Source organism: Acidovorax sp. CF316, from assembly GCF_000276605.1.
In the GTDB taxonomy this organism is placed as follows: domain Bacteria; phylum Pseudomonadota; class Gammaproteobacteria; order Burkholderiales; family Burkholderiaceae_C; genus Acidovorax.
On record NZ_AKJX01000110.1, the window covers coordinates 15,827 to 28,378 of the forward strand.

The following is a 12,552-nucleotide window of genomic DNA, read 5'->3' on the forward strand; positions in this document are numbered from 1 at the left end:
CCCCGTCGCTATTCTGTAATGTTTATTCGTTGGTCACGGCCAGCACTTCTTCGAGAGAGGTGTGCCCCAGCTTGGCTTTGTAGAGGGCGGCATCGCGAAGAGACCGCACACCCTCCGACCTGGCCTGCTCGGCGATCTCCAGTGCACTGCCGTCGCGCAAGATGATCCGCTGTATTTCTTCGGTGATGGGCATGACCTGGTAGACCCCGACGCGACCCTTGTATCCATTGTTGCAGGCGGAGCATCCCACGGGGCGATAGGTTATCCAGGAACCATCGAGTTCCTCCTCGGCATAGCCGGCGTCCACCAGCGCCTCGTGCGGAATGTCTGCGGGCACCTTGCAAACGGGGCACAGTCGCCGGGCCAGGCGCTGCGCGGTGATCAGAATGACGCTGGAGGCGATGTTGAACGGGGCGATCCCCATGTTGCGCATCCGTGTCAACGTCGTTGGGGCATCGTTGGTGTGCAGTGTGGACAGCACCAAGTGACCCGTCTGGGCGGCCTTGATCGAGATATCGGCTGTTTCCAGGTCCCGGATTTCCCCCACCATGATGATGTCGGGATCCTGGCGCAAAAACGACTTGAGTGCCACGGCAAAGGTCAGTCCGGCCTTGTCGTTGACATTCACCTGGTTCACCCCAGGAAGGTTGATTTCCGAGGGGTCTTCCGCCGTGGCGATGTTCACGCCCGGTTTGTTCAGCAGGTTCAGACAGGTGTACAGCGACACCGTCTTGCCGGAGCCGGTAGGGCCGGTCACCAGAATCATGCCGTAGGGGCGGCTGATGGCATCGAGCAGGCGTGCCTTCTCTTCAGGTTCGTAGCCCAGTGCATCGATGCCCAGCTTTGCGCTGGACGGATCCAGAATACGGATAACGATCTTCTCGCCAAACAAGGTGGGCAAGGTACTCACCCGAAAATCGATGACCCGGTCGGGACCGATTTTCAGCTTCATCTTTCCGTCCTGCGGCACCCGCTTTTCGGAAATGTCCATGCGCGAAATCACCTTGATGCGCGAAGCCAGCTTGTCCTTGATCGCAATCGGCGGCGACGTGATTTCCCGCAGCTCTCCGTCAATGCGAAAGCGCACGCGGTATTGGTGCTCATAGGGCTCGAAGTGCAGATCGGATGCCCGCATATTGAACGCATCGAGCAGCATCTTGTGCAAAAATTTGACGACGGGGGCATCTTCGACGTCCGAGGCCGCACCGGCATCGGTGGCCTCGGCTTCCACTTCGATGGGAATATCATCGAATTCGAAATCCCCCCCGCTGGTCATGGCCTCCATCGACTCGGACGTCGATTTCGTGGTGCTTTCAACCAGACGGTTCAGCTTGTCATATTCCGCGATAATCCAGTCCACTCCCATTTGGGTCGTGAACTTGATTTTTTCGGCGGCTTCCTGGTCCGTGGGGTCGGCCGTGGCGACGATCAGGCGGTTGTTGCGTTTGCTCAGCACCACCACCCGGTAGGACTGGCAGATCTTCGCGTCCAGCAGGTCCTTGGGCAGCCGCAGTGGGTCAATGGCCTCCAGGTCCAGCAAGGGAGCGCCGAAGACAGCGGATACGGTGTGGGCCAGATCTCCCGCGGAGACGACCCCTGAGCCGGTTAACTCCGCAATAAAGCTGGTGCGGCTGGTTTGTGACTTTTTGTAAATATCCTCGGCCGCCTTTTGGGTCAGCTTTCCCGCAGACATCAACGCCCGGCCCAAGCCTGGAAGGGCTATTGCAGGTGTTTCTTTCTGAGCAGTATCTACAGCAGCCATGTAACCGGTAATGTGTTAGGAATTGAACAACAAGCCATCCTATCATCGCCTATTGGCAAAGACCTGTACAGCGTTGCATATTGGCGCCTGAACCACAGTTCAAAATGGATTTGCAAGGCTGCGGCCCTCCCGTGGGAGGGTGGTCGGGGTGAGAGGATTCGAACCTCCGGTCTCTACGTCCCGAACGTAGCGCTCTACCAGGCTAAGCTACACCCCGCAAGGCGCCCGTGGGGCGCCGGGACCTGTGGTCGCGCGAAGGCGGAGCCTACGCGCGGCGGTCCAGCAATTGAGAAGCCAAGTGTAGCAAGCCGGCGGTGTAATCGTTGCCTGGCAGCACTTGCAGGGCCGCGATGGCCCTGTGGGCTTCCGAGATCGCCGCGGCCCGGGTCACTTCCAGTGCGCCGGTTTCCCGGACGATGGTGATGATGGATGGAAGCTGTTCGGTGGAGCCTTGCTCGATGGCCTCCCGGATGATCGCGGCCTGGGTGTCGGTGCCGCGCTGCATGGCCGCAATCAGGGGCAGGGTGGACTTGCCTTCGCGCAGGTCGTCCCCCAGGTTCTTGCCCATTTCGCTGGCATCGCCGTCGTAGTCGAGTACATCGTCGATGATCTGGAAGGCGGTGCCCAGTGCCTGGCCGTAGGTGGCGCAGGCCTCTTCCAATGCGGGGGGGCTGTTCGCCAGAACGGCGCCCAGGCGCGCACTGGCCTCGAACAGCTTGGCGGTCTTGGAGCGGATCACCCGCAAATAGCCCTCCTCGTCCAGAGAGGCGTCGTGCATGTTCATGAGCTGCTGCACTTCGCCTTCGGCGATCACGTTGGTGGCCTCCGAGAGGATTTCCATGACCCGCATGCTGCCGGTCTCGACCATCATCTGAAAGGAGCGCGTGTGCAGGAAATCGCCCACCAGCACGCTGGCCGGGTTGCCGAAGGTCTCGTTGGCCGTCGCGCGACCACGCCGCAGGGTGGAAGCATCGACCACGTCGTCGTGCAGCAGGGTCGCGGTGTGGATCAGCTCCACCACGGCCGCCAGGCCGAAGCGGTGCGCGCCGCGGTAGCCCAGGGCGCCGCACACCAGCAGCAGCAGCGCGGGGCGCAGGCGCTTGCCGCCCGCCGCGATGATGTACTGCGATATCTGCGCGACCAGGGGTACGGAGGAGGTAAGGCGTGCGGCAATCACCCGGTCCACCTCGTGCATGTCGGCAGCGATGAGCGTGAGTGCGGGCGTGGCGGCTGTTTGGGAGTGGTCAGTCAAGATAGGAGCGCTCGAAGTGCAGCGGATTATAGGAACGGCCATGGCCTTCCCGCCGTGGCGGTGCACCACGTTCGCCGCGGATGTCGCTGGCTTGCCACGATCTTGAGGCTATGCTAAACTAGCGGGCTCTGCAGAAATTCGTCTGCGGAACTCATATCAAGAGGTCAACATGTACGCGGTCATAAAAACCGGCGGCAAGCAGTATCGCGTTGCTTCCGGCGAAAAAATTAAAGTAGAACAGATTGCTGCGGACGTAGGCCAGGAAATTGTGATCGACCAGGTTCTGGCTGTCGGAAACGGCGCTGAACTGAAGGTTGGCACGCCCCTGGTGTCCGGTGCAACGGTCAAAGCCACTGTCGTGGCGCACGGCAAGCACGACAAAGTGCACATCTTCAAGATGCGCCGTCGCAAGCACTATCAGAAACGTCAAGGTCACCGTCAGCAGTTCACCGAACTGCAAATCGGCGTGATCGCTGGTTAACAGGGAGCTGATGTCATGGCACAGAAAAAAGGCGGCGGCTCTACGCGAAACGGACGTGACTCCAAGCCAAAGATGCTGGGTGTCAAGGCGTTCGGTGGTGAACTGATCAGTGCTGGCTCCATCATCGTGCGCCAGCGCGGTACGCGTTTCCATCCCGGTACCAACGTGGGCGTGGGCAAGGACCACACCCTGTTCGCACTGGTGGACGGCCACGTGTCGTTCGGCACCAAGGGTGCACTGTCCAAGTCGACAGTCAATGTGACGGCCGCCTGAGGGTTTTTCACCCCGGCAGCTAACAAAGCCCCGCCTTGTCGGGGCTTTGTTGTTTGGACAGCCTGGTAGTTCATGCCAGCGCGTCCTGTCGGCGTCCTGCACGCCCCTCGAAAAGAGCAAAGCCCTGCTGCTCCTTCACCGGTGATTTTCTTGCGCAGCGCTCTTTTGTAAACTGGATACCCATGAAGTTCGTCGATGAAGCCTATATTGACATTGCCGCCGGTGATGGTGGCAATGGCTGCGTGTCGTTCCGGCACGAAAAATACAAGGAGTTCGGCGGTCCCAATGGGGGCGACGGCGGCCGGGGCGGGCATGTGTTCGCCGTGGCGGACCCCAACCTGAACACCCTGGTCGATTTCCGCTACTCGCGCCGGCACGAGGCCAAGCGCGGCGAGCACGGCATGGGCTCGGACATGTTCGGTGCAGCTGGCTCGGACATCACGCTCAAGGTGCCTGTGGGCACCATCTTCACCGACGCCGAAACCGGCGAGGTGCTGTACGAGCTGCTCAATCCGGGCGAGGTGGTCACCATTGCCAAAGGCGGCGACGGCGGCTTCGGCAACATGCGCTTCAAGAGCGCCATCAACCGTGCGCCGCGCCAGAAGACGCCCGGCTGGCCCGGCGAGAAGAAGAACCTCAAGCTGGAGCTCAAGGTGCTGGCCGACGTCGGCCTGCTGGGCATGCCCAATGCCGGCAAATCCACCTTCATCACTGCTGTGTCCAATGCGCGGCCGAAGATTGCGGACTACCCCTTCACGACCCTGCACCCCAATCTGGGTGTGGTGCGCGTGGCACCCGAGCAGAGCTTCGTGATCGCCGACATCCCGGGCCTGATCGAGGGCGCCTCCGAGGGGGCGGGCCTGGGCCACCAGTTCCTTCGCCACCTGCAGCGCACCCGCCTGCTGCTGCACATCGTGGACCTGGCGCCGTTCGACGACGCGGTCGACCCGGTGGCGCAGGCCAAGGCCATCGTGGGCGAGCTCAAGAAGTACGACCAGCAACTGCACGACAAACCGCGCTGGCTGGTGCTCAACAAGCTGGACATGGTGCCTGCTGAAGAGCGTGAGCAGCGCGTGAAGGACTTCGTCAAGCGCTTCAAGTGGAAGGGCCCGGTGTTCCAGATCTCCGCGCTGACCCGCGAAGGCTGCGAGCCGCTGATCCATGCCATTTACCGGCATGTGCAGACGCAACAGCGCGTTGAAAACACGCCCGAGGAAATCGATCCGCGCTTTGCGGGTGATGCGCCGGACTGAAAGCCGGGCAGCAGGGCCATGGGCCACCAGACAACAATGCAGTGATGGCAGCCGTCCTGGCCGCCCAGCGACAGAGGCAAAAGAAGCAAAAATGGTTTCCAGTGTGCTGCGGGATGCCCGCCGAATCGTCGTCAAGGTAGGCTCCAGCCTGGTCACCAACGAGGGGAGGGGCCTCGACGAGGCGGCCATCGGCGAGTGGAGCCGGCAACTCGCTGCGCTGGTGCGCGGCGAGGGCGGTGGGGCGCCCCGCGAGGTGATCATGGTCTCCAGCGGCGCCATTGCCGAGGGCATGAAGCGCCTGGGCTGGACCACCCGCCCCCATGAGGTGCACGAGCTGCAGGCCGCCGCGGCCGTCGGCCAGATGGGGCTGGCCCAGATGTACGAGACCAAGCTGCGTGAGCAGGGCATGGGCAGCGCCCAGGTGCTGCTCACCCATGCCGATCTGGCCGACCGCGAGCGCTACCTCAACGCCCGCTCCACCTTGCTCACCCTGCTGCGCCTGGGCGTGGTGCCTGTGATCAACGAGAACGACACGGTGGTCAACGACGAAATCAAGTTCGGCGACAACGACACCCTGGGCGCGCTCGTGGCCAACCTGGTGGAGGCCGACGCCCTGGTCATCCTCACCGACCAGAAGGGCCTGTACACGGCTGATCCGCGCCGTGACCCCGCCGCGCAGTTCGTGCACGAGGCCAAGGCGGGAGACCCCGCGCTCGAAGCCATGGCCGGCGGTGCCGGCTCCAGCATCGGCAGGGGCGGCATGATCACCAAGATCCTGGCAGCAAAGCGAGCAGCCGGTTCGGGCGCCTCCACCGTCATCGCCTGGGGGCGTGAGCAGGACGTGCTGTTGCGCCTGGTCAAGGGCGAGGCCCTGGGCACCCTGCTGGTGGCGCAGACGCAGAAGAAACAAGCCCGCAAGCAATGGATGGCCGACCACCTGCAACTGCGTGGTGCGGTGCTGGTCGATGCCGGAGCGGCGGCCAAGGTGCGCGACGAAGGCAAGAGCCTGCTGCCCATCGGCATGACGGCTGTCGAGGGTGATTTCTCGCGCGGTGACGTGATCGCCGTGCGCGACCTGGCCGGGGTGGAGATTGCCCGGGGCCTGGCCAACTACGCCAGCGCCGAGGCACGCCTGCTGTGCCGCAAGTCCTCATCAGAGTTCGAGCGCCTGCTCGGCTATGTGGCCGAGGCCGAGATGGTGCACCGCGACAACATGGTGCTGACCATCGCGTGACGGTGGACCATGCCGGGGCGCGCTACCCGGCTGCGGGCATGGCAATCGCCCGGCGCGTGCGCCGGGGCCAAGCTACTTGAGAGGGGGCGGGGCGCTGCTGGCTACTACCGGCTCCGGGGAGGAAACGGGCAAGCCCTCCAGCCCCATGGGCCGGCTGCTCTGCGGATCGGGGTCGAAACTGGCGCCCGGCGGAAGCTCCATGCCCGGATTCACCAGCAGCGACCCCGTGCGGAACATGGCGCTGCCCGCATGCTCGCCATCGCGCGCACGCATGCCGCTGCGCAGGTAGCGGTTGCGCTGCTCGTTGCGGGGCAGGAAACGCGCCAGCTCCGTCAGCGCCATTTCGTAGACGCCGCGCTTGAACTCCACCACCACGTCCAGCGGCACCCAGTAGTCGTTCCAACGCCAGGCGTCGAACTCCGGATGGTTGGTGGCACGCAGGTTCAGATCCCAGTCGTGTCCGACCAGTTGCAGCAGATACCATATCTGCTTCTGGCCCTTGTAGTGTCCGCGCGCATCGCGGCGGATGTACCGGTCAGGCACCTCATAGCGCAACCAGTCCCGTGTCCGGGCCACCAAGCGCACATGGTTGGGGTGCAGGCCCACTTCTTCGTGCAGCTCCCTGAACATGGCCTGTTCCGGGGTTTCCCCCCGGTCGATGCCACCCTGTGGGAACTGCCAGCTGTGGGTGCGGATGCGTTTGCCCCAGAACACCTGGTTCTTCTGGTTGAGCAGGATGATGCCGACGTTCGGCCGAAAGCCGTCCCGGTCAAGCATAATCAAACCCCAAATTTTTAAACTGTGTCCATTATGCACGGCGCTTTGAGCGCAGCAAGTGGGCTGCACCCAGACGCCCTCTGCCGAAGCCGATGAAAGCCTCCCAATTCTTTATTTCCACCCTCAAGGAAGCGCCTGCCGACGCCGAGGTGGTCAGCCACCAGTTGATGACGCGGGCCGGCCTGATCAAGAAGCTGGGCGCCGGCATCTACAACTACATGCCCATGGGCCTGCGCGTGGTGCGCAAGGTCGAGGCCATCGTGCGCGAGGAAATGAACCGTGCCGGCGCCGTGGAACTGGCCATGCCCGTGGTGCAGCCGGCCGAGCTCTGGCAGGAGACGGGCCGCTTCGAAAAAATGGGCCCCGAGCTGCTGCGCATCCAGGACCGCCATGGCCGCGACTTCGTGATCCAGCCCACCAGCGAAGAAGTGATCACTGACATCGCTCGCCAGGAATTGCGCAGCTACAAACAGTTGCCAAAGAATTTCTACCAGATCCAGACCAAGTTCCGTGACGAGCGCCGTCCCCGCTTCGGCCTGATGCGCGGACGCGAGTTCACCATGAAGGACGCCTACAGCTTCGACCGCGATCAGGCTGCTGCCAAGGCGAGCTACCAGGTCATGGCCCAGGCCTACCGCCGCATTTTCGACCGCTTCGGCCTGACCTACCGCGCCGTGGCCGCCGACAGCGGTGCCATCGGCGGCGACCTGAGCGAAGAATTCCAGGTGATTGCCGCCACCGGCGAAGACGCCATCGTCTACTGCCCCGGCAGCGACTACGCCGCCAACATGGAAAAGGCCGAGGCCCTGGCGCCCGCCGGCCCGCGCGCCGCTGCCAGCCAGCCCCTGGCCAAGACCGCCACACCCGGCAAGAGCACCTGCGCCGACGTGGCCCAACTGCTCAACGTACCGCTGAACACCACCGTCAAGTCGCTGGTGCTGGCCACCGACGAGACCAACGAAGCGGGCGAAATCGTCAAGACCCAAATCTGGCTGCTGCTGCTGCGCGGCGACCACGACATGAACGAGATCAAGGCCGGCAAGGTGCCCGGCCTGGCGGGCTTCCGCTTCGCCACCATTGGCGAGATCGAGGAGCACTTCGGCTGCAAGCCCGGCTACCTGGGCCCCCTGGGTCTGAAAAAGCCCGTGAAGACCGTGGTCGACCGTGACGTGGCGCTCATGGCCGACTGGATCTGCGGCGCCAACGAGGCCGATTTCCACATGACCGGCGTCAACTGGGGCCGTGACCTGCCCGAGCCCGACGCCGTGGCCGACCTGCGCAACGTCGTGGCGGGCGATGCCTCGCCCGACGGCAAGGGGGAACTGGCGATCGAGCGCGGTATCGAAGTGGGCCATGTGTTCTACCTCGGAACCAAGTACAGCCGCGCCATGAACGCCACCTTCCTCGACGAGAACGGCAAGCCCCAGCCGTTGGAGATGGGCTGCTACGGCATCGGCATCACCCGCCTGCCTGCGGCTGCCATCGAGCAGAACCATGATGAACGCGGCATCATCTGGCCCGACGCCATCGCCCCCTTCACCGTGGTCATCTGCCCCATCGGCATGGACCGCAGCGAAGAGGTCAAGGTGGCGGCCGAGAAGCTGTACGCCGAATTCCTGGCCGCCGGCGTGGACGTGCTGCTGGACGACCGGGGCGAGCGCCCCGGTGCCATGTTCGCCGACTGGGAGCTGATCGGCGTGCCCCACCGCGTGGTGATCGGCGACCGGGGCCTCAAGGAAGGCCAGGTCGAGTACCAGCACCGCCGCGACAGCGCTGCCAGCAAGGTGGCGATCACCGACATCTGGGCCCATGTGAAGGGCCGCATGGCGGTATGAGCGGGGTGCACGGTTTTGGCGGTGGGAGCGGCCTGTCCCGCCGCGCATGCCTTGCCGCGTCGCTCGTGGGGCCGGCTGCATGGCTGGCTGCGCCTACGCTGGCGCATGCGGGCGGCCAGCTCGAAGAACCGTTGATGGACTCGGTGCGTACTGCGCTGAGTTCCGCCATCGCCAACCAGGCGCCGCCAGAACCCGAATTCTTCACCACCGATACGCGCCTGCACTACACCCGCTGGCTGGCTGCGATGAGCGACCGTCTGCGCCGGCGCAAGCCCGAGTGGGAGGTGCGCCGCGACTTCCTGCAGACCGTCTGGTACGAGTCCAAGCGCGCGGGGCTCGACGTGTCCCTGGTGCTTGGCCTGATCCAGGTGGAAAGCGGTTTTCGCAAGTTCGCCGTTTCCAGCGTGGGGGCGCGTGGCTACATGCAGGTCATGCCGTTCTGGACGCGCGTGATCGGCGACGGCGATGCCGGCAAGCTGTTCCACATGCAGACCAATCTGCGCTTTGGTTGTGTGATCCTGCGCCACTACCTCGAGCGCGAGCGCGGCGACCTGTTCATGGCACTGGGCCGCTACAACGGCAGCCGGGGCCGCCCACCCTATCCAAACGCCGTCTTCGGCGCCCAGCGCAGCTGGGAATACGTCGACCGACCAGCGGCGGGTTGATACCCCACCTTTCGTCGATTTCCTCCCGTCGCTAGACGATGGTTCCAGGGGTGTTTGCGTTGTCCTGGCCTCCCGCCTGCGACAGGCGCGAGACCATCACCTGGTCGATGCGGTAGCTGTCCACGTCGAGCACCTCGAACTTGTAGCCGCCCCAGCTCACGCTGTCCGTGCGCCGCGGCACGCGGCGCAGCATCACCATCAGGAAGCCGGCCAGCGTCTCGTACTCCTCGGCATGGGGCAACTCGTCGAGCGACAGGGCACGCAGCACATCGCCGATGGGCGTCACGCCATCGATGAGCCACGAATTCTCGTCGCGCCGCACGATCTGCTCCTCGTCCAGCGGCGATACCAGGTCGCCCATCACCGTGCTCATCACATCGTTGAGGGTCACCACGCCCACCACTAGGCTGTACTCGTTGACGATGACCGCGAAGTCCTCGTGCACCTGGCGGAACTGTTCGAGCACCTCGGACAGCGTGAGCCGGTCGGGCACGATCAGCACCTTGCGCACCAGGCTGTCGTCGGCCAGCGAGATCGGCTGGTTGTTGAGCACGCGCTGGAACAGGTCCTTGGCGTCCACATAGCCCACCACGTGGTCGATGTCGCCCTCGCACACCGGGTAGGTCGAGAACGGCTCGGCCGCGATGCGCAGGCGTATCACCGAGTCGGGCTCGTCGCGCAGGAAGAAGGACACCCGGTCGCGCTGCGACATGGCGCTCGACACGGTGCGCGTGTCGAGCTCGAACACATTCGTGATCACCTGCTGCTCGCGCGCTGCCAGCACGCCCGCACGGGTGCCGGCCTCCATCATGGCCAGGATGTCGTCCGAGGTGATGCGGTCGTCGCGCAGCGACGACAGCCCGAGCACGCGGAACAGCGCGTCCGCCCCGCGGCTGTAGAACCAGACCACCGGGCGCAGCAGGGTCATGCACCAGGCCATGGGCTTGGCCAGGCGCACCACCAGCCGCTCGGGCTCGGCCATGCCCAGGCGCTTGGGGAACAGGTCGGCGAACAGGATGAACAGCGAGGTGATGACCAGGAACGAGGCCAGGAAGCCCGCCGTCTGCGCATGGCCCTCGCTCAGCCACCAGCCGAACAGCGCGCTGAAGTGTGGGCTCAGCGCCCCTTCGCCGACGATACCGCCGAGGATGGCCACGGCGTTTTGCCCCACCTGCACCACCGTGAAATAGTCGCCCGGCTGCTCCTGCATGCGCAGCACACGGTCGGCCCGCGCATCGCCCTCGTCGGCCATCTGGCGCAAGCGCAGGCGGCGCGCGGCTGCCAGCGAAATCTCGGCCATGGAGAAGAAGGCGCTGGCTGCGATCAGCAGCCCGATCACGAAAAAACTTTGGGTAAGGCTCATGGAAGGCGACAGAGCGTGGCGCTGCGGCACACCGGGCTACAGAGTGTATCTGCCCGCCCGGTGCACCACAGCAGCCGTTGCCGGCGTCGGCCTACTGCACGAAGCCGATGCGCCCGCGCCCGGCGGCGGCCCGCGGCAGGTCGGCCACCTCCACCGTGGAGCGCCGCTCCAGCCGTGCGTTGCCGAAGCCGGTCATCAGCGCCCGGCGCATCTCGCGCGGCGGCATCGTGGCCAGCAGGTCCAGCACGTCACCCTGGGGCTCGGGGTCGATCAGGCGGCCCCAGTCGTGCCCGGCGCGGATGCCCTGGTACAAGTTGCGCGCGATGGTGCGTGCCTGCGCCAGCGTGGGCGCCTCCACCTCGAACACGTTCATGCGGTTCAGGATGGGGTCGGGAATGCCCCGCGTGTCGTTGGCCGTGGTGATCCAGATGACCTGGCTCGCGTCGATGGCCACCTCGGCGAACTCGTCGGTGAAGCTTTGCGCCGTATCGTGCTCGAGCAGGCTGTACAGCGCGCCCAGCGGGTCGTACTGTGCGTCGGCGGCGGCCTTGTCGATCTCGTCGACCACGATCACCGGATTGGCGTACTCTCCTTCCACCAGGGCCTCGAAGACCTTGCCCGGGCGCGCTCCCCTCCACTGGGCGGACGAGCCCGACAGCAGCCAGCCCGCGGTCATGGAGCTCATGGGCAAGAGGTTCATGCCCGTGCCCAGCAGCTCGGCCAGGTGGCGCGCAAAGTGCGTCTTGCCGATGCCCGGCGGGCCCAGCAGCAGCATGGGCGTGACCTCCAGGCCATCGCGGCTGTCCTGGGCCAGCGCCACGTGCCGCTTCACGTCGTCCAGCACGTCCGTGAAATTGGGCAATTGATCGTAGAGGCTGGCCATGTCGGGCACGCCCGAGGGCTTGACCTGGAAGCGCTCCGGCCCGCGCTCCAGCATGCGTTCGTACACGGTGCGCAGGGTTTCGTATTCGCGCTGGTTGCCCGACTCCTGCAGCCGCGCGAGCTTGCGCTCGACGTCACCGGGGTGGAACACATTGCGCATCTGGGCCACCGGCAGGCGCAGGGCGGGTGGTTGGGGAACAAGGCTATGGCCGGTCATCGCATGCTCCTTGTGAGTTGCAAAAGCGTCACATCACACAAGCATTCAAGCACACAACATGCCTGGCGTATTGGGGGATAAGCCCTGACAACCGGTTTTGCCACGTTGTTACCTTCGTGTGTTGCCGCCATGCAAAAGGCCGCCCGAAGGCGGCCTCACCGACGGTGGCGGTAGCAGGCGGAATTACTCGCCGGTGCCCAGCACCTGCTTGAGCTCGCCCGACTCGTACATCTCCATCATGATGTCCGAACCGCCGATGAACTCGCCCTTTACGTACAGCTGGGGGATGGTGGGCCACTGGCTGTATTCCTTGATGCCCTGGCGGATCTCGTCGTCCTCGAGCACGTTCACCGTGACCACGGTCTTGGGGTCCACGCCGCTGGCCTTGAGGATCTGGATCGCTCGGCCCGAAAAACCGCACATGGGGAAGCTGGCGTTGCCCTTCATGAACAGCAGGATGTCGCTGGATTTCACGAGGGCGTCGATGCGTTGTTGGGTGTCGCTCATGGGAATACTCCTTGAAAGGGCTGGCAGGCCTCGCAGGCCTGCAATAACGCG

12 protein-coding genes and 1 tRNA gene are annotated in these 12,552 nt (G+C 64.5%); 6 read left to right on the forward strand and 7 right to left on the reverse strand.

Annotated elements, in window-relative coordinates:
- Window positions 1-22: 22 nt before the first annotated feature.
- From pilB to PMI14_RS11900, 3 genes are all read right to left on the reverse strand, one after another.
- Window positions 23-1,762 (reverse strand): type IV-A pilus assembly ATPase PilB, encoded by a 1,740-nt coding sequence (gene pilB / locus PMI14_RS11890; RefSeq protein WP_035203458.1) that lies wholly within the window; start codon window positions 1,760-1,762, stop codon window positions 23-25.
- Window positions 1,763-1,902: 140 nt separating this feature from the next.
- Window positions 1,903-1,979: transfer RNA gene (locus tag PMI14_RS11895), tRNA-Pro, on the reverse strand.
- A 48-nt stretch (window positions 1,980-2,027) separates the two neighbouring features.
- Entirely contained in the window at window positions 2,028-2,957 is a 930-nt protein-coding gene (locus PMI14_RS11900; RefSeq protein ID WP_035203467.1) for a polyprenyl synthetase family protein, read from the reverse strand.
- A gap of 226 nt (window positions 2,958-3,183) precedes the next feature.
- Here PMI14_RS11900 and rplU point away from each other — a divergent pair, with 226 nt between their 5' ends.
- From rplU to proB, 4 genes are all read left to right on the forward strand, one after another.
- A complete protein-coding gene (gene rplU / locus PMI14_RS34180) occupies window positions 3,184-3,495 on the forward strand; it encodes a 50S ribosomal protein L21 (protein ID WP_007854550.1) in 312 nt (103 codons plus the stop codon).
- 15 nt (window positions 3,496-3,510) lie between these two features.
- Complete coding sequence (gene rpmA, locus PMI14_RS11910; protein WP_007854552.1) at window positions 3,511-3,768, forward strand: 50S ribosomal protein L27; 258 nt, start codon at window positions 3,511-3,513, stop codon at window positions 3,766-3,768.
- Window positions 3,769-3,950: 182 nt separating this feature from the next.
- Window positions 3,951-5,021, forward strand: coding sequence for an Obg family GTPase CgtA (gene cgtA, locus PMI14_RS11915; RefSeq protein WP_007854555.1), 1,071 nt, complete (start codon window positions 3,951-3,953; stop codon window positions 5,019-5,021).
- 91 nt (window positions 5,022-5,112) lie between these two features.
- Window positions 5,113-6,255, forward strand: a complete 1,143-nt coding sequence (proB, locus tag PMI14_RS11920; protein ID WP_007854558.1) for a glutamate 5-kinase — start codon at window positions 5,113-5,115, stop codon at window positions 6,253-6,255.
- A 72-nt stretch (window positions 6,256-6,327) separates the two neighbouring features.
- Here proB and PMI14_RS11925 read toward each other — a convergent pair whose 3' ends face one another.
- On the reverse strand, window positions 6,328-7,032 hold the full coding sequence (locus PMI14_RS11925; protein WP_007854562.1) for an RNA pyrophosphohydrolase: 705 nt from the start codon (window positions 7,030-7,032) through the stop codon (window positions 6,328-6,330).
- A gap of 92 nt (window positions 7,033-7,124) precedes the next feature.
- On the opposite strand from PMI14_RS11925, the gene PMI14_RS11930 reads away from it, so the two are divergent.
- Window positions 7,125-8,867 (forward strand): proline--tRNA ligase, encoded by a 1,743-nt coding sequence (locus PMI14_RS11930; protein WP_007854564.1) that lies wholly within the window; start codon window positions 7,125-7,127, stop codon window positions 8,865-8,867.
- Window positions 8,864-9,532 (forward strand): lytic transglycosylase domain-containing protein, encoded by a 669-nt coding sequence (locus tag PMI14_RS11935; RefSeq protein ID WP_007854567.1) that lies wholly within the window; start codon window positions 8,864-8,866, stop codon window positions 9,530-9,532. The genes PMI14_RS11930 and PMI14_RS11935 overlap by 4 nt, the downstream gene beginning before the upstream one ends.
- A gap of 31 nt (window positions 9,533-9,563) precedes the next feature.
- Here the strand turns inward: PMI14_RS11935 and PMI14_RS11940 are convergent, their stop codons facing one another.
- The 3 genes from PMI14_RS11940 to grxD all read right to left on the reverse strand — a co-directional run bounded on the left by PMI14_RS11940 (window position 9,564) and on the right by grxD (window position 12,501).
- On the reverse strand, window positions 9,564-10,895 hold the full coding sequence (locus PMI14_RS11940) for a hemolysin family protein (RefSeq protein ID WP_007854569.1): 1,332 nt from the start codon (window positions 10,893-10,895) through the stop codon (window positions 9,564-9,566).
- Between the two features lie 91 nt (window positions 10,896-10,986).
- The gene (locus tag PMI14_RS11945) at window positions 10,987-11,994 is read right to left on the reverse strand and encodes an AAA family ATPase (RefSeq protein WP_007854571.1); all 1,008 of its coding nucleotides are present in this window, start codon (window positions 11,992-11,994) and stop codon (window positions 10,987-10,989) included.
- 183 nt (window positions 11,995-12,177) lie between these two features.
- A complete protein-coding gene (gene grxD / locus PMI14_RS11950) occupies window positions 12,178-12,501 on the reverse strand; it encodes a Grx4 family monothiol glutaredoxin (RefSeq protein WP_007854573.1) in 324 nt (107 codons plus the stop codon).
- Window positions 12,502-12,552: the final 51 nt, after the last annotated feature.

What these genes read in the sequence shown, in the direction of transcription:
- PMI14_RS11935 (WP_007854567.1), top strand. Translation starts at nt 8,864, where the DNA reads ATGAGCGGGGTGCACGGTTTTGGCGGTGGGAGCGGCCTGTCCCGCCGC.
- PMI14_RS11940 (WP_007854569.1), bottom strand. Translation starts at nt 10,895, where the DNA reads ATGAGCCTTACCCAAAGTTTTTTCGTGATCGGGCTGCTGATCGCAGCC.
- cgtA (WP_007854555.1), top strand. Translation starts at nt 3,951, where the DNA reads ATGAAGTTCGTCGATGAAGCCTATATTGACATTGCCGCCGGTGATGGT.
- rpmA (WP_007854552.1), top strand. Translation starts at nt 3,511, where the DNA reads ATGGCACAGAAAAAAGGCGGCGGCTCTACGCGAAACGGACGTGACTCC.
- grxD (WP_007854573.1), bottom strand. Translation starts at nt 12,501, where the DNA reads ATGAGCGACACCCAACAACGCATCGACGCCCTCGTGAAATCCAGCGAC.
- PMI14_RS11945 (WP_007854571.1), bottom strand. Translation starts at nt 11,994, where the DNA reads ATGACCGGCCATAGCCTTGTTCCCCAACCACCCGCCCTGCGCCTGCCG.
- PMI14_RS11930 (WP_007854564.1), top strand. Translation starts at nt 7,125, where the DNA reads ATGAAAGCCTCCCAATTCTTTATTTCCACCCTCAAGGAAGCGCCTGCC.
- pilB (WP_035203458.1), bottom strand. Translation starts at nt 1,762, where the DNA reads ATGGCTGCTGTAGATACTGCTCAGAAAGAAACACCTGCAATAGCCCTT.
- PMI14_RS11925 (WP_007854562.1), bottom strand. Translation starts at nt 7,032, where the DNA reads ATGCTTGACCGGGACGGCTTTCGGCCGAACGTCGGCATCATCCTGCTC.
- PMI14_RS11900 (WP_035203467.1), bottom strand. Translation starts at nt 2,957, where the DNA reads ATGCACGAGGTGGACCGGGTGATTGCCGCACGCCTTACCTCCTCCGTA.
- proB (WP_007854558.1), top strand. Translation starts at nt 5,113, where the DNA reads ATGGTTTCCAGTGTGCTGCGGGATGCCCGCCGAATCGTCGTCAAGGTA.
- rplU (WP_007854550.1), top strand. Translation starts at nt 3,184, where the DNA reads ATGTACGCGGTCATAAAAACCGGCGGCAAGCAGTATCGCGTTGCTTCC.